This window comes from Neorhizobium sp. 2083 (genome assembly GCF_031455615.1).
Classification (GTDB): domain Bacteria; phylum Pseudomonadota; class Alphaproteobacteria; order Rhizobiales; family Rhizobiaceae; genus Neorhizobium.
Genome location: NZ_JAVDTC010000010.1, coordinates 185,816 through 202,144 on the forward strand (window position 1 = coordinate 185,816; position 16,329 = coordinate 202,144).

General features: G+C 62.6%; 12 protein-coding genes and 1 riboswitch. Of the genes, 2 read left to right on the forward strand and 10 right to left on the reverse strand.

The features are described from left to right. Position 1: 1 nt before the first annotated feature. From J2X76_RS28725 to J2X76_RS28735, 3 genes are read right to left on the reverse strand one after another with little or no spacing between them, the layout of a single operon-like run. Positions 2-913 (reverse strand): amino acid--[acyl-carrier-protein] ligase, encoded by a 912-nt coding sequence (locus J2X76_RS28725; protein WP_113286701.1) that lies wholly within the window; start codon positions 911-913, stop codon positions 2-4. A gap of 48 nt (positions 914-961) precedes the next feature. Beyond that, complete coding sequence (locus tag J2X76_RS28730) at positions 962-2,143, reverse strand: acyl-CoA dehydrogenase family protein (RefSeq protein ID WP_113286700.1); 1,182 nt, start codon at positions 2,141-2,143, stop codon at positions 962-964. 1 nt (position 2,144) lies between these two features. After that, entirely contained in the window at positions 2,145-2,396 is a 252-nt protein-coding gene (locus J2X76_RS28735) for an acyl carrier protein (protein WP_310220931.1), read from the reverse strand. A 178-nt stretch (positions 2,397-2,574) separates the two neighbouring features. Next, a riboswitch (TPP riboswitch) is annotated at positions 2,575-2,707 on the forward strand. Between the two features lie 99 nt (positions 2,708-2,806). On the opposite strand from J2X76_RS28735, the gene thiC reads away from it, so the two are divergent. Next, positions 2,807-4,615: a phosphomethylpyrimidine synthase ThiC gene (thiC, locus tag J2X76_RS28740; protein ID WP_310220933.1), complete on the forward strand. Its 1,809-nt coding sequence runs from the start codon at positions 2,807-2,809 to the stop codon at positions 4,613-4,615. A gap of 786 nt (positions 4,616-5,401) precedes the next feature. On the opposite strand, the gene J2X76_RS28745 is transcribed toward thiC, so the two are convergent. Next, positions 5,402-6,448 (reverse strand): lysine-2,3-aminomutase-like protein, encoded by a 1,047-nt coding sequence (locus tag J2X76_RS28745; protein ID WP_310220935.1) that lies wholly within the window; start codon positions 6,446-6,448, stop codon positions 5,402-5,404. After that, positions 6,445-7,515, reverse strand: a complete 1,071-nt coding sequence (gene epmA, locus J2X76_RS28750; RefSeq protein ID WP_310220937.1) for an EF-P lysine aminoacylase EpmA — start codon at positions 7,513-7,515, stop codon at positions 6,445-6,447. Before epmA ends, J2X76_RS28745 begins: the two co-directional genes overlap by 4 nt. 165 nt (positions 7,516-7,680) lie before the next feature. Between epmA and efp the strand changes: the two genes are divergently transcribed. After that, positions 7,681-8,250: an elongation factor P gene (gene efp, locus J2X76_RS28755; protein WP_113125242.1), complete on the forward strand. Its 570-nt coding sequence runs from the start codon at positions 7,681-7,683 to the stop codon at positions 8,248-8,250. A gap of 103 nt (positions 8,251-8,353) precedes the next feature. Here efp and J2X76_RS28760 read toward each other — a convergent pair whose 3' ends face one another. The 5 genes from J2X76_RS28760 to J2X76_RS28780 all read right to left on the reverse strand — a co-directional run bounded on the left by J2X76_RS28760 (position 8,354) and on the right by J2X76_RS28780 (position 16,013). Further along, the gene (locus J2X76_RS28760) at positions 8,354-9,778 is read right to left on the reverse strand and encodes an efflux transporter outer membrane subunit (RefSeq protein ID WP_113125241.1); all 1,425 of its coding nucleotides are present in this window, start codon (positions 9,776-9,778) and stop codon (positions 8,354-8,356) included. 132 nt (positions 9,779-9,910) lie between these two features. Continuing rightward, entirely contained in the window at positions 9,911-13,009 is a 3,099-nt protein-coding gene (locus J2X76_RS28765) for an efflux RND transporter permease subunit (protein WP_113125240.1), read from the reverse strand. Between the two features lie 49 nt (positions 13,010-13,058). Further along, complete coding sequence (locus J2X76_RS28770; RefSeq protein ID WP_310220940.1) at positions 13,059-14,255, reverse strand: efflux RND transporter periplasmic adaptor subunit; 1,197 nt, start codon at positions 14,253-14,255, stop codon at positions 13,059-13,061. 161 nt (positions 14,256-14,416) lie between these two features. Then, positions 14,417-15,019 carry a TetR family transcriptional regulator gene (locus J2X76_RS28775; RefSeq protein WP_310220943.1) on the reverse strand — a complete coding sequence of 201 codons (603 nt, stop codon included), beginning with the start codon at positions 15,017-15,019 and terminating at the stop codon, positions 14,417-14,419. Between the two features lie 43 nt (positions 15,020-15,062). Further along, complete coding sequence (locus J2X76_RS28780) at positions 15,063-16,013, reverse strand: phosphoribosylaminoimidazolesuccinocarboxamide synthase (RefSeq protein ID WP_310220945.1); 951 nt, start codon at positions 16,011-16,013, stop codon at positions 15,063-15,065. Positions 16,014-16,329 lie beyond the last annotated feature (316 nt).

Sequence of the window (16,329 nt, forward strand, 5' to 3'; positions counted from 1 at the left end):
ATCAGCCCCAGAGCGTGGCGCGGACGTTTTCCGGCCACTCCTTAACGTCCAGACCATGGGTGTGGAACAGTGCAAGCGCGATGCGTTCCAGGCCGAAACCGACGCAGGCGGTGTGGGCGACGCTGCCGTCTTCCAGGTTCAGGCCCCATTTCAGGCCGAACGAATCCTGATGGTAGTTGAAGCTCATGCAGGCGGTCGGCTTTGCGACCGAGGTGATCGGGATCAGCAGCTCGAACTTCAGGTTCTGGTCGCGCTGATTGTTGACCAGCATCTTGCCGGCGCGGCCGAAGAAGGGGTCGTTGGCAATGTCGATCGTCACCTCGAGGCCGACCGACTTCATCATCTCGACGCCGCGGTCCATCCAGCTCTGGCGGAAATCGGTGACATGCCGTTCGGTGCCCATGCAGACATATTCGCGCATGCGGAATAGCTGCTGGCGGGCCGGATCCTTGGAGGGTTCGTGGCGGAAGCAGTAGCTCTGCAGGTCGAAGAGGCTGCCGCCGGCGGGCAGCTTGCCGCGGCGCGCAACGGTCGGATAGAGCGGATAGCAGGCGGCCGGGGTCAGGACGATGTCGGTGGCTTCCTGGCCCTTGGTCCAGTCCTCCTCGCCGACCTCCATGCATTTCAGCAGGTTCATGTGGTCGAGCTCGTTGCCGCAGAACGAGTGGATGGTGCCGGCAAGCTGCGGAAAGCTCTTCATGTAGCCGCTGGTCTCGAAGAAGGCGCGGTTCATGCCCGGCGGGAAGCGCATGGCTTCCGCGCCGTCGGCGCCGCCGACCCTGTCGATCAGCCGTTCGAAGGCGGCGATCACGTCTTCGAACTGGCCGCTGCGGCCATAAAGCCCGTCCACGCCGGTCTCGATCAGCAGGCCCGCGTCGAACAGGCGGTCGAGAAATGAAACTTGCAAATCCATGGCTTCACCTCATTATTTTCAATGCATTACATTTGAAGTGATGGGGCGTCAGCCGACGAGGCTGGTGTCCGGTTTCTGGACGAGCAGCATGGTCGACGTATTGCCGAGAATGCGGTCGTTGGAGATCATCAGCTGGGCGGAATGGGCATCGCGCAGGTGCCGGCCGAGGCTGTAGGGCGTGCCGTTCTTGTAGCCCATGATACCGCAAATGATCATCGCCTGGTTGATGATGGTCAGGATCATTTCGGACGAGGCGAGCTTGACGTTGTTCATGGCGATCGAAAAGCCCATGGACGACAAGCGGTCGGAATCAAGCTTGGCATCCTCATAGAGCTTGAGGCCCGAGAGAATATTGCCCTTGAGGAGCTGAAGCTGGTTGGAGGCTTCGGCGAGCCTGAGCGCGCCGGGCGGCTGGGTGCCGCCGGCCTTGCGGGCTGCAGCGCGCACGAAAGCCTGCGCCCGCAGGACCGCATCGGCGGCGATACCGTACCAGACGGCGCTCCAGAGAAGATGCGAGGTGGCAAGCATCGACTGGGCCGCGATCTCGGCGAACGGTTTCGGGAAGATCTGCGCCGATGGCGCTTCGCCCTGGAAGAGAAAACCGTCGGAGCAGGTGCCGCGCATGCCGAGCGTATCCCAGTCGACCGTCTTCTGCAGGGTGTACTGGCCGTGCCGGAAGACCGTCATGACCTGGTCGGTCGGGGCGGCGCCTTCGTTCGACCGCGAGGTGACCATGACCGCATCGGCATGGGCGCCGTAGGAAATCACGGTCGCATCCTTCGTCAGGCGGCAGGTGTCGCCATCGACCTCGATCGCGCAGATCGAGTTGCGCATGTTGCCGCCGATGCCGGCCTCGGTCGTCGCGGAGGCGACGAGAAGCTGGCGGCCGGCGAGTTCGCGCATGAAATCCATGTGCCAGGGACTGTCGGCGCCGTGCACCACGAGGCTCGAAACCTTGATCTGGTGCATGGCGAAAACCATGGCGCTCGAGGCGCAGGCCTGTCCCAGGATGGAGCAGACCTCGGCGATCTCGGTGATGGAAGCGCCCTCGCCGCCGAACCCGGTCGGGATCTGGATGCCGAGAAGGCGCTCGGCTTTCATGGCGTCGACCGCCTCGCGCGGGAAGCGGCCGTCCCGATCGACGGGATCGGCGAATTCAGCCGCTACGGTTGCCACGCGATGAGCGCGTGCGCTCAAGGCCATGTCTGCGGCAAAGGCGGGGAGGCTCATCTCAAGCGGCCTCGCGGGCTTTCAGGATGTGGGAGACCGTCTGCTCGATCGCTGCGATGCTGGCGAAGGACTTGCGGTTCAGAAGGTTGTCCGGGAATTCGATGTCGAACGCCTCCTCCAGGCCCAGCATCAGCTGCACCGATGCGAAGGAGGAAAGGCCCGCCGCATAAAGATCGGCGCCGTCTGCCAGCTCCGTCACCGCGACCGGAAGGCCGCCTACCCGCGTCAGCAATTCGCGAATGGTCTCGTTCATCTCGACATCTCCCGATAATTGGAAATCTGCGTTCATCGCCAGGACGGTTATTACGCAGGATAGCATAAGATTTCGGTAATAAACTTCATCAATTTGGAGCTGCGGGATTCGGTAAAATTCGATCTATCAACCACGCTTCGGCCGGCTTGACATGGGCCGCCTGCAGGTTTCTGATGCCGGCATTCACCAGGGGGGTCCCGCCAAGGGGCTGAGATACTGCTGGTCGGATCGGCTTTGGCCGCCCGAGGCGCAGTGACCCGTTGAACCTGATCCAGTTCATACTGGCGTAGGGACGGTGCGGGCGCTGCGGCAGCGAGGGCGGGGAACCGTCTTTCGATTTCCACCGCGTTTTTTCATCATTCCAACACTGGAACTGGGTCTCCAAACGTCAAACCTTGGAGCCTCGAACCATGAATATTGCAACCGCCAAACTCACCCCGGTCGTCACCACCGGCCCGCTTCCCGCCTCGACGAAAGTCCTGAAAGCAGGCGTCATCCATCCGGATATCCGCGTGCCGATGCGGCAGATCGCATTGCATCCGACTTCCGGCGAGCCGCCGGTCACCGTCTACGATTCCTCCGGTCCCTATACGGCCGAAGGTGCTGCGATCAGCATCGATGCCGGCCTGCCACGCCTGCGCGAAAGCTGGATTCTCGCGCGCGGCGACGTGGAGGCCTATGAGGGCCGCATCGTCAGGCCGGAGGACAACGGCTTTGTTTCCGGCGACCGGCTGACGCCGGAATTCCCCGTCCGCAATCTTCCCTTCAAGGCGAAGCCGGGCAGGGCCGTTACCCAGCTCGCCTATGCGCGGGCCGGCATCGTCACGCCGGAGATGGAGTTCGTGTCCATCCGCGAAAATCTCGGCCGGCAGGCGGAGAGACAAGCTCGCGTCCGCGACGGCGAGAGTTTTGGCGCCCATATTCCGGAATTCGTGACGCCGGAATTCGTCCGCCGGGAAATCGCCGAAGGCCGGGCGATCATTCCCGCCAATATCAACCATCCGGAATCCGAACCGATGATCATCGGCCGTAATTTCCTGGTGAAGATCAACGCCAATATCGGCAATTCCGCCGTCACCTCGTCGATGGCGGAGGAAGTCGAGAAGATGGTCTGGGCGATCCGCTGGGGCGCCGATACGGTCATGGACCTGTCGACCGGCCGCAACATCCACAATATCCGCGAATGGATCATCCGCAATTCGCCGGTGCCGATCGGCACCGTGCCGCTCTACCAGGCGCTGGAGAAGGTGAACGGCATTGCCGAGGACCTGACCTGGGAGGTCTATCGCGACACGCTGATCGAACAGGCCGAGCAGGGCGTCGACTATTTCACCATCCATGCGGGCGTCCGGCTCGCCTATATTCCGCTCACCGTCGACCGTGTTACCGGCATCGTGTCCCGGGGCGGTTCGATCATGGCCAAGTGGTGTCTGCATCACCACCGGGAGAGTTTCCTCTACGAGCATTTCGAGGAGATCTGTGACATCTGCCGCGCCTACGACGTGTCGTTCTCGCTGGGCGACGGCCTGCGTCCGGGATCGATCGCCGACGCCAACGATGCGGCGCAGTTTGCGGAACTGGAAACGCTCGGCGAACTGACGAAGATCGCCTGGGCGAAGGATTGCCAGGTGATGATCGAAGGCCCCGGCCATGTGCCGATGCACAAGATCAAGGAAAACATGGACAAGCAGCTCGCGGTCTGCGGCGAGGCGCCGTTTTATACGCTCGGGCCGCTGACCACCGACATCGCGCCGGGTTACGATCACATCACGTCCGGCATCGGGGCCGCGATGATCGGCTGGTTAGGCACCGCCATGCTTTGTTACGTGACGCCGAAGGAACATCTCGGCCTGCCCGACCGCAACGACGTGAAAGTCGGCGTCATCACCTACAAGATCGCGGCGCATGCCGCCGATCTCGCCAAGGGCCATCCGGCGGCGCAGGTGCGCGACGACGCGCTGTCGCGCGCCCGTTTCGAATTCCGCTGGGAGGACCAGTTCAACCTGTCGCTCGATCCGGAAACGGCGCGATCGATGCATGACGAAACCTTGCCGAAGGAGGCGCACAAGGTGGCGCATTTCTGCTCCATGTGCGGCCCGAAATTCTGCTCGATGCGGATCTCGCACGATATTCGCGCCGAGGCGCAGAAGGAGGGCCTGGAGGCGATGGCCGCCCGATATCGCGATGGCGGCGATCTTTATATGCCGGTGGGGGAGTGAGCTGATCCCATGCCCTTTGACATCGAGGCCGGTTCAGGTTGAGGACAGTTCAGGTCGAGCCCAGCTCACCCCCCTCTGTCCTGCCGGACATCTCCCCCTCAAGGGGGGAGATCGAAGGAGGCATGCTCTGCAGTCCCTCTGTAAGTTATGGAAGGGTAGGAAGCCGGCAGGGAGTGGAGTTCGGCAATCTCAAGGCTTTTGGCAGGGCAGGACCTTGCCCCCAGCCGATCTCCCCCCTTGAGGGGGAGATGTCCGGCAGGACAGAGGGGGGTATGGCGGGGCATGCCTTCCAATGCTGTCTTTCCATGCTTGTCCCGTGGACGATTCACCGCTGCCTTTCAGCATCTTCAATGACTTGACCCAATCATCATCCACGCCCTCCGGCTTTCCGCCTACAATCCTCCCGCTTCCGTCGCCGGAGTGTTTCGCGAGACGTTCGCGGGCAGGCGGAGGCCGGCGCTTCTACCTTAACCGTAACGTGCGGGGATGGTGGAAGAGGTGAAAGCCATGGAGTGCCCGTCGAAAGGCGAACATTCCTATCAAGCCTCCCCCTGGCCGCCGGGCCGGGTTCGGTTGAGCCGTCCAAGTGGTGAGCCTGCTCGAAAGGACGGGCGTGAACAGGACCACGCAGCGAGGCGAGGTGATCACCTGTAGAGGCCGGAAGCCTCGACAAGACGCCGAAGGCCACGCGAATGCGGAGCCACCTATTAAAATCTATTCGAGGTTCCGCATTCGTGTGGGCTCTCCAAACACGGGCGTTTTACGCCGCGTGAACAAGAACCCGTGTCACTTCGGCGGATACTCGTGCTCCCCACCGCGAAAATCGCTCACCGAATAACAGCCGCCTTCGCTCCGCACCGCGCTTTCGCCGATCACCGCCTTGCCGTGGCCGCCGGGAATATCGAGCACGTAGGTCGGCTGGCAGAGGCCGGAAATCGTGCCGCGCAGCGCGGAAGTGATCTTCTGCCCCTCGGCGATGTCGAGGCGGAAATGGGCGGTGCCGGGGGCAAGGTCGGGGTGGTGCAGATAATAGGGTTTCACGCGGGTTTCGACGAAGGCCTTCATCAGTTCGCCGAGCACGGTCGGATCGTCGTTGACGCCGGCGAGCAGCACGGTCTGGCTCACCATCGGGAAACCGGCATCGATCAGCCGGGCGCAGGCGGCGCGGGCGGCATCGGTCATCTCCCGCGGATGATTGGCGTGCAGCGCCACATAAACGGTCTTGCGGCTTTCCTTCAGCGCGGCAATCATCGCCTCGTCGACAAGCTCCGGTTCGACCACCGGCACGCGGGTATGAAAGCGGACAATCTTCACATGCGGGATTTCGGCAAGCCCGCGCATGATCGCGGCCAGCCGGCGCGGGGAGAGAACCAGCGGATCGCCGCCGGTCAGGATCACCTCCCAGATTTCCCCGTGCTCGCGGATATAGGCGAGCGCCGCCGCCAGCTTCTCGGGCGAAAGCGTGCCGTCGCCCTGCGGGCCGACCATTTCGCGGCGAAAGCAGAAGCGGCAATAGACCGGGCAGATATGCACGGCTTTCAAGAGCACCCGGTCCGGATAACGATGGACGATGCCCTTGACCGGACTGTGCGCCTGATCGCCGATCGGGTCGGCGCGTTCTTCCGGGGTCGTCAGCAATTCGTTGGGATCGGGCACGAACTGCCGGGCGATGGGATCGGCCGGATCGGCTTTGTCGATCAGCGACACCACCGTCGGCGTCAGCGCGATCGCGTAGCGATCCGCGACGGCGCGGATGCCGTCGAGCTTCCGGGGCTCGATCAGGCCGGCGGCCGCCAGCTCTTCGGGGGTCTTCAATGAGCGCACTGCGGTCACGAAAACACCTCCGCGACCGGCGCCCACATTACCTGGTCGATGCGGCTGGCACCGGTTGCCAGCATGGCAAGCCGGTCGAAGCCGAGCGCTGCCCCGCTTGCCTCCGGCATGATCGAAAGCGCTGCGAGAAAGTCTTCGTCGAGCGGATAACGTTCGCCATAGATCCGGGTCTTTTCCGCCATTTCATGCTCGAAACGGCGGCGCTGTTCGCCGGCATCGGTCAGTTCCCCGAAGGCATTGGCAAGCTCGACGCCGCAGGCATAAAGCTCGAAACGCTCGGCGACGCGCGGATCACGAGCGGAGGGCCTCGCAAGCGCCGCCTCGCAAACCGGGTATTCGTGCAGGATCGTTGCGCGCCCCTGCCCGAGATGCGGCTCGACCTTCTCGACCAGCACCTTGCTGAAGAGGTCGGCCCAGGTGTCGTCTTCGGCAAAGCGGATAGCGGCATTTTGCAGGCCGGCCGCCAGCAGGTTCCGGTCGGTTTCGCCATTCGTCGCGACGGAGGCGAGCAGGTCGATACCGGCGAACCGGTCGAAGGCTTCGGCAAGCGTCAGGCGCTCCGGTTCGGCGAAAGGATCGACCTCCATCTCGCGGAAGGCAAAGCGCCGGGTCCCGGCTGTCTCGGCGGCCAGTGCCAGCATGTCGGCGCAATCGGCCATCAGCTGCTCGTAGCTTTCGCCGACCCGATACCATTCGAGCATGGTGAATTCCGGATGGTGCAGCGGCCCGCGCTCGCGGTTGCGATAGACATGCGCGAAGGTGAAGATACGCTCCTCGCCGGCGGCCAGCAGCTTCTTGGCGGCAAATTCCGGAGAGGTGTGCAGGTAGAGCGGCGCCCTGCCGCCGTCGATGGCGATCGCCTCGGTCGCGAAGGCATGCAGATGCGTCTCGTTGCCCGGCGAGACCTGGAGGGTCGCCGTGTCCACCTCGATGAAATCGCGCGCGCCGAAGAAATCGCGCAGCGCCGCCTGGACCGCGTTGCGGCCCTTGAGGAAGGGCCGGCGGTCCGCATGGTTTGCCGGCGTCCACCAGGGCGAGCGAGGTATGGCAGGTCGGGACGAGCTCATTTGCGGCTTTCTTCGCCGGTTCTCCCCGGCAAGGCTTCCACTTTGCGCGGTTTTAGAGTAGTTCCGGCCGGAAAACAGACGATCCGTCCTTCGGGCCGGTTATCGCCCGGTCCTCTACGACGCATTTTCGGCAGTTACAAGCCGGTTCGCACCACAAGGAATACCATGGTCAAGATCATCGCCTCTTCCGTCCGCAAGGGCAATGTCCTCGAAGTCGAGGGCAAGCTCTATGTCGTTCTTACCGCCGAAAACTTCCATCCTGGCAAGGGAACGCCCGTCACGCAGGTCAACATGCGCCGTATCGTCGATGGCGTGAAGGTTTCGGAACGCTGGCGGACGACCGAACAGGTCGAGCGCGCCTTCGTGGAAGACGTGAACCACCAGTTCCTCTACGAGGACGGCGAAGGCTTCCACTTCATGAACCCGGAAACCTACGACCAGGTCGTGGTCGACGTGGACACGATGGGCGACCAGAAGGCCTATCTCCAGGAAGGCATGACCTGCATCCTGTCGATGCATGACGGTGTCGCGCTGGCCCTGCAGCTGCCACGCCACGTGACGCTCGAGATCGTCGAGACCGAACCGGTCGTGAAGGGCCAGACGGCTTCGTCCTCCTACAAGCCCGCCATGCTGTCGAACGGTATCCGCACCGCGGTTCCGCCGCATATCGATGCCGGCACCCGCGTCGTCATCGCGACGGAAGACAATTCCTACGTCGAACGCGCCAAGAACTGATCGGTTCAAGGGCGGATGTCCCCGGTCTTTCCGGGGCATATAAAATAACCTCCGAAGCGCTGGCTCCGGAGGTTTTTTATTGTCGGTTATATGTGGGTGGTGCTTACTTCTTGACGACCACCGATGCGACCTTGGCATCGGTCTTGCCGAAGGCGTAACCACCGCCGACCGCCACGTTGAGCGAGACATAGTCCTGCGCCATCTGACGGACGGCGGCAGCGAGGTTCGACTGAGCGGTCGAGACCTGACGCTGGGCGTCGAGAACGTCGAGCAGCGAGGACGCGCCGTCGCGATAGCTGGCGGTGCCGAGCTGCAGGGCTTCCTCATAGGATTTCACGGTTGCCTGCAGCGAGGAGACGGTGCGGCTGTCGCGAGAAACCGCAGCCAGCGCATTTTCCACTTCCTCGACCGCGTTCAGAACCGTCTGCTTCCAGGCGAGATAACGGCCTCGTGCGCTGGATTCGGCAATCTTGACGTTGCCGCGCAGGCGGCCGCCGTCGAAGATCGGCAGGCTCAGCTGCGGACCGAAGGACCAGGTCAGCGACCGGACATCGAGGCCGGTGACGGCGGAGTATCTCGGAGAGATGGAACCCCCGAGGGTAATCGCCGGATAGAGCTGGGCCTCGGCAACGCCGATTTCGGCGACTGCCGATGCGAGCTGGCGTTCCGCGGCACGGATGTCCGGACGGTTGCGGATCAGGTCCGCCGGGATGCCGGCCTTGGTGTTGAAGCGGGCGACCGGCTGGCGGGCTCCCTTCAGCAGTTCGGGAACGAGGCTCGACGCGGGCATGGCGAGAAGCGTGGCCACGCGGTGCGCTGCACCCCGGAAGCTCGTTTCCAGGCCCGGAATTTCTGCAATCGTCGAATTCACCAGACCTTCCGACTGGACGACATCGAGACGCGAAGCCGCGCCGGCATCCAGCTGGAGCTTGGTGAGGTTCAGCGTTTCACGCCGCGAATCGAGGTTCCGGCGAGCGATCGCGATACGTTCCTGATAGTAGCGGACGTCGATATAGGCCGCCACGACCTGCGACAGGAACGACAGACGCGCGACGTCTTCGCTGGCATAAGCGGCGTCGAGGCTTGCGAGCGCGCCTTCCTTGGAGCGCCTGTAGAGGCCGAAAAGATCGAGGAACCAGGAGGCGTCGGCGGTGCCGGCCGTCACGGTCGACCGCGAGAACGAGCCCGGATCGCTACGCGTGCCGGTGGTCGTATTGGCGGCCGAAATATCGAGCGACGGAAGAGCGCCCGCGCCGGCGACGGTGACGCTGGCCTGCGCGGAGTTGATCCGTTCCATCGCCTGGAGGATGTCGAGGTTCTGGCCGATGCCTTGATTGACATAGCCGTTCAGCCGGCTGTCGTTAAACGCGGTCCACCAGGCGACCTGCGAAACGTCGCCATTGCTGGTCTTGCCGGCTTCGGCAAATTTTCCCGGAAGAGCAATTTCCGGCGCCTTGTGATCTGGACCGACGACGCAGCCCGAAAGCAGCAGCATGGTGAGAGGAGCAACAACTCGAATGGATAACATTTTTCTGTCCCAGTGCCCTACAACGCTTGAAAGATCGGCATTCAGGCCGCTTCCGATTGTCCCGCCAGCAGCGATTCGAGCAGCTTCTGACGGCATTAAAAGACGAATACGTTAACGAACGTAATGTTCATCCTACTCTTTTTCACGCTTTGATAACCGTCTAACGACAACAAAGAAGGACGGAACGAAGAAAATTCCGAGAAGTGTTGCAGAAAGCATACCACCCAGGACCCCGATGCCGATGGCGTTCTGGGCTGCCGAACCCGCGCCGGTGGCGATCGCCAGCGGCACGACGCCAAGGATAAACGCAAGCGATGTCATGATGATGGGCCTCAGGCGCAACCGCGCGGCCTCGAGGGTCGCGTCGATCAGGCTCATCCCGCCCACCTGACGGTCCTTGGCGAATTCGACGATCAGGATGGCGTTCTTGGCGGCAAGCCCGATCGTCGTCAGAAGCCCGACCTTGAAGTAGACGTCGTTCGCCTGGCCGAAGAAATGCGCCGCGGTCAGCGCGCCGAGCACGCCGATCGGCACGGCGAGAATGACCGAGAACGGGATCGACCAGCTTTCATAGAGCGCCGCAAGGCAGAGGAAGACGATCAGGACCGAGAGCCCGTAAAGCATCGGCGCCTGCGAGCCGGACAGCCGCTCCTGGTAGGAAATGCCCTGCCAGGCCACCGAGTAGCCGCCCGGTAGCGCGGACGTCAGCCTCTGCATCTCGTCCATCGCCTGGCCGGTGCTGACGCCCGGTCCGGCGGCGCCGTCGAGCGGAATGGCGCTGGTGCCGTTGAAGCGGGCGAGCTGCGGCGTACCGCTGATCCACTGCACCGTGCTGAAGGCGGAGAAGGGCACCATCTCGCCCTTGTTGTTGCGGGCGAACCAGTGCTTCAGGTCGTCCGGCTGCATGCGGTAGGGCGCGTCGCCCTGCACGTAGACCGGCTTCAGCTCGTTGTTGAGCGTGAAGTCGTTGACGTCGCGCCCGGCGAAGATGGTCGCCAGCATCGAGTTGACCGAAGCGAGATCAACGCCCATCGCGCCCAGCTTCTCCTGGTCGAGCAGGATCTTGAGCTGGGTTTCGGACCGCTGGGTGCTGCTGCGCAGCGAGCTGATGTTCGGATTGCCCGTACCGGCCTGCATGAGCTGCTGCGATGCCGCGGTCAACGCCGCATTGCCGTTGTTGCCGCTGTCGACCAGATACATGGAGAAGCCACTCGACGTGCCCAGCCCCTGGATGGCCGGCGGCAGAAGAGCAAAGACCTGCGCATCGCGGATGCTGAAGAAATATCCGCTCGCCCGCTGGACGATGGCTGCCGCCGATTGCTCGGGCCTGGCGCGGTCGGCGAAATCCTTGAGCTTGGTGAAGACGATCGCATTGTTCTGGCCGCTTCCGCTGAAGCTGAAGCCGAGGACGCCGAACACCGCGTCCACATTGTCCTTTTCCTTCTCGAGGAAATAGGCCTCGACCTTCTTCACCGCTTCGTCGGTGCGCGGCGTGGTGGCGCCGACCGGCGTCTGGATGATGGTCAGCAGAACGCCCTGGTCTTCCTGCGGAAGGAAGGAGTTCGGCAGCTTGGTGAAAAGCCAGGCGCAGCCGCCGATCACCAGCAGGAACGCGAGCATGACCCGAAACGGACGCTTCAGAAGATATCCGATGGTGCCGACATAACCCCGGGTCGAGCGATCGAAACCGCGATTGAACATGGCGCCGATGCCGCGCCGCTTCTTGTGGTGGTCGATCGGCTTCAGCATCGTGGCGCAGAGCGCCGGCGTCAGCACGATGGCGACCAGCGCCGAAAGCAGCATGGCCGACACGATGGTGATCGAGAACTGCCGGTAGATGATGCCGGTCGAGCCGCCGAAGAAGGCCATCGGAATGAACACGGCCGTCAGGACGAGCGCGATGCCGATGATGGCGCCGGTGATCTCGCCCATGGATTTTTCGGTCGCTTCGAGCGGGCTCAGGCCCTCCTCGTCCATGATACGTTCGACGTTCTCGACAACGACGATGGCGTCGTCGACGAGAAGGCCGATGGCAAGAACCATGGCGAACATCGTCAGTGTATTGATGGAATAACCGGTTATCGCCAATACCCCGAACGTGCCGAGCAGGACGACGGGCACCGCGATCATCGGGATCAGGGTTGCGCGCAGATTTTGCAGGAAGATGAGCAGGACAACGAAGACCAGGATGATCGCTTCGATCAGCGTGTGGACGACCTTTTCGATCGACAGCTTCACGAAGGGCGTCGTGTCGTAGGGATAGGTGATCTCCACGCCATCGGGAAGATTGGGTCCGATAGCGGTCAGCGCCTCCCTGACGCGCGCGGCGGTATCGAGGGCATTGGCGCCGGTCGCGAGGTTCACGGCGAAACCAGTCGATGGAAGGCCGTTCTGTCGTGAGCCGCCGCCATAACTCTCCTCGCCGATCTCGACGCGGGCGACATCGCTCAGACGCACCGTCGCGCCGTCCTGTTCGACCTTCAGGATGATCCGTTCGAAATCGTCGACCGTGGTCAGCTGGCTTTGCGCGGTCATGGTGACCGTCAGCTGCTGTTCCGCCCTGGCCGGAAGGCCGCCGAGGGCGCCGACGGACACCTGCGTGTTCTGCGACTGGATCGCGGACGTCACGTCGGCCGGCGTCAGCTGGTATTTCTGCAGCTTGTAGGGATCGAGCCAGACGCGCATCGCGTAGCCGGACCCGAAGATGTCGATGCTGCCAACGCCTTCCAGGCGCTTGACCTGGTCCTCGATCTGCGTGGAAAACAGATCGCCGAGATCGACGGAACTGCGCTTCTTGTCGGTGGAAACCAGGGCGCCGACCATCAGGATGCTCGAGGTCGAACGGGCCACCTCGATACCGGCCTGCTGCACGACGTCGGGCAACTGAGACTGCACCAGCTGCAGCTTGTTCTGCACCTGCACCTGGGCAATGTCCGGGAGGACGCTGCTGCCGAAGGTCAGCGTGACGGTGGCGCGGCCGGTCGAGGAGGACGACGTCATATAGGTGAGGTCGTCGAGGCCGGTCATGCCGTCCTCGATGATCGTCGTCACCGATTTCTCGACGGTCTCGGCGCTTGCGCCGTTGTAGCTTGCGGTGATCCTGACCGTGGTCGGCGCGATGTCGGGATATTGCGAAATCGACAGCGTCGCGATGGCGAGCGCGCCGCCGAGCATGATGACGATCGCGATGACCCAGGCGAAGACCGGTCGCCGGATAAAGAACTTGGCCATTCAGATTATTCCTTGCCGCGTTTCGTCATGATCGTTTCCGTTCGGGCCGTCACGGCTTTGCCGCCGCCGGCTTCGGGGCCTCGACAACGAAACCCTTGTCGTCGATCGTCGCCTCGACCGGTTGCACGGCGGCGCCGTCGGCGATCCACTGGAAGCCGTCGACGATCAGGCGATCGCCATCGGCAACACCTTGCGTGACGAGCCAGCTGTTGCCGGAGACGCCGCTGGTCGGGAAGATGCGGGTCTCTACCTTGCCGTCCGTCGTGACGAACTTGGCGGAGAGTTCGCCGCGGGCATTGCGCGTCGCGGCGCGCTGCGGGATCAGGTAGCCACTCTCGTTGCCGAGCGTGACGGTGGCGCGCACATAGGTGCCGGGCAGGATCATATCCCTCGGATTGTCGAAGAGCGCGCGGATCTGGTAGGTGCCGGTGGTTTCGCTGACGGCCATGTCGGCCATGTCGAGCTTGCCGGTCATCGGATAATCCGTCCCGTCTTCCAGGGCGAGCCGGATATCCGCCTTGCGCGGATCGCCGCTGAGGCGGCCGGAGGCCATGGCCGAGCGCAGTTCGAGCAGGTTGGTGCTGGAATCGATGAGATCGATGTAAATCGGGTCGAGGCGGCGCAGCGTCGTCAGCGCCGTCGTCTGGTTGGCGGTGACGATATTGCCGATGCTGACATTGGAGATCGACGTGACGCCGTCGAAGGGCGCGCGGATCTCGGTAAGATCCAGATTGATCTGGGCGGCATTGAGTGCCGCATTGGCCTGGGCGACATCCGCCTGCGCCTGCAGCAGGGTCACGCGGGCGTTTTCGTATTCGATCTGCGTCGCACCGCTGTTGACCAGCCGCTCGTAGCGGGAGAGGTTCGCCTGGGCGCTCGGAATGCTGGCTTCCGCCTTCGAGACGGTTGCCTTCGCCTGGGCGACTTCGGCCGCGTAGGTGCTGTCCTCGATCTTGTAGAGAAGGTCTCCGGCCTTGACCTCGCTGCCCTGCTTGAAGGCGATCTGCTTGATCTCGCCGGTGACGCGCGGACGGATGTCGGCGATCTGGAAGGGCGCGGCCCGGCCCGGCAGGATTGCCGTGATCGGCTGCTCGGATTTCTTCATGATCACCACGCTGACAGGCTGCGGCGGACGCTGCGGGCCACCGCCTGCCGCGCCGTTGCCGGCCGGCTTCTGGCTCGAGTCGCTGCAGGCCGCGAGCGCTACGGTAAGAAGCAGGGAAAGTATCAGTTTGCGTCCGGTCATGGCGTCATCCAAGCAAGCGTGGGTAATCGCCACGGCAGACGGGATGTGCCGAGGCGCAATTTTGAGAGATTAACTCGTCTCGGGCAGTCGGAACAGGGCGGGCAAAAAGAGAGATTCAACCACTGTTCGGCAGCCGGGAAAGTGACGTAAGTATAAAATCGTCACTTTGCAAGCGGATTTTGCAATGCAGCATTCACAAGTTTGGAAAGCCCCTCGCAACGGTCATGCAATTCCGCCTCGTCTGTCTTGGCCAGAAGAACCGGATGGAGAACGCTGGCGAAGGCCGCGGCCACATGCTGGCTGATCGCCTGAGGATCGGTGCATTTGTAGGCGCCGCTTTCAATGCCCTGCCGGATGAGATCGGTGAACAGGTTCTCGATCAGCCGTTTGTAATGCTGGCCGCTCGGCAGATCGGCTTCCGACATCAGGAAGATCATCTCGAACAGAAAGGGATTGTCACGCAGGTCCTGGAGATGCGCCTCCATCAGCTTGCGAACGACGATTGCCAGCCGCTCGGGCGCCGGGGCCGGCTCGTCGAGCGTCTCGAACCGGCCGATCATCCGGCTGATATGCCGGTCGCAGATGGCGTCCGCCAGCGATGCCTTGGAATGGAAATGCTTGAAGATGTTGGCCGGCGACATATGCAGCGCATGAGCGACGTCGGCGATTGAAGATTTGGCGATCCCCCGTTCACGGAAGAGGACTTCCGCCGTGTTGAGGATGTCTTCCCGTGTTTCCTGCGCCTTGCGTCTCGGTCTGCGCACTCTGGCCTCTTGATAATGCCGGATCGATTTTCCGGCCGTTTGTTCAACGCGGAGTGAAATAGGGCGCCAGGTTGCTGCGGATACGGTCGAGCACCGTCGCGCCGCTTGTATCCTGCACGAAAGTCTCGCCGGTGATCGTTTCATAGGCCGTGCGGTAGACCCTGGCGGTCTCCTCGACGAGCTCGGCGGGGATTTCCGGGATCTCATCCTTATAGGGGTCGCAACGCTCGACCACCCAGGCGCGGATGAAATCCTTGTCGAAGCTTTTCGGCCGGGTACCGTTTCGGAAAGCCTCGCCATAACTGTCGGCGATCCAATAGCGGCTGCTGTCGGGTGTGTGGATCTCGTCGGCAAGGATGATGTTGCCGGCGGCATCGGTGCCGAATTCGTATTTCGTGTCGACGAGGATCAGGCCGCGCCGCGCGGCCAGTTCCTGGCCCCGCGCGAAAAGCGCCAGTGCATAGCGGGAAAGGGTCTCCCACTGTTCGGCCGTCAGAAGGCCCTTTTCGATAATCTCTCCCGGCGTCAGCGGTTCGTCGTGGCCGCCGTCGAAGGCCTTGCTGGTCGGAGTGATCACCGGCTGGGGCAGGATTTCGTTGTCCCTGAGGCCGTCGGGGAGATCGAGCCCGTACATGGTCCGCTCTCCCTTCTTATAGAGAGTGAGCAGCGACGTCCCCGTCGTGCCGGCGAGATAACCGCGTACGACGATCTCGACGGGAAGGATGTCGAGCCGCTTGCCGATCACCACATTCGGGTCGGGATAGGCGATCACGTGATTGGGGCAGATGTCCTTCGTCGCCTCGAACCAATAGCGGGCGGTCTGCGTCAGAACATGGCCCTTGTCGGGGATGGCCGTCAGGATGCGGTCGAAGGCGCTCAGCCGATCGGTGGCGATGATGATGCGGCTGCCATCGGCCAGGTCGTAATTCTCGCGCACCTTGCCGCGATAGGGGTTCGGCAGTTCGGGAATGAAGGCATCGGAGAGAACGCGCACGGGGACCACTTTCCAGAGAGTTTCGGAGGCATTCCGCTATCGCATGTTTTGCAGCGGCCGCACAAGAATGGAAGGAATTGTAGTCGGCGTGCCTGTATCACTCCCTGGGTCGGCTGCGAGCCCTATATAGAGAATGGTTAACGAACATTAACGGCCCGGGATTCTCAGAAATTGCAGATTACCAATTATAAACAATGGCTTGTACGATTTCTCAAGAATTCTGAAAAAGGCAGTTGACTTGAAACTGGGGAGGGCACTATAACCCCGATCACTGACGAGGGCGGCGGCGCTGCTGGCGACGAACTCCTTCGTTCTG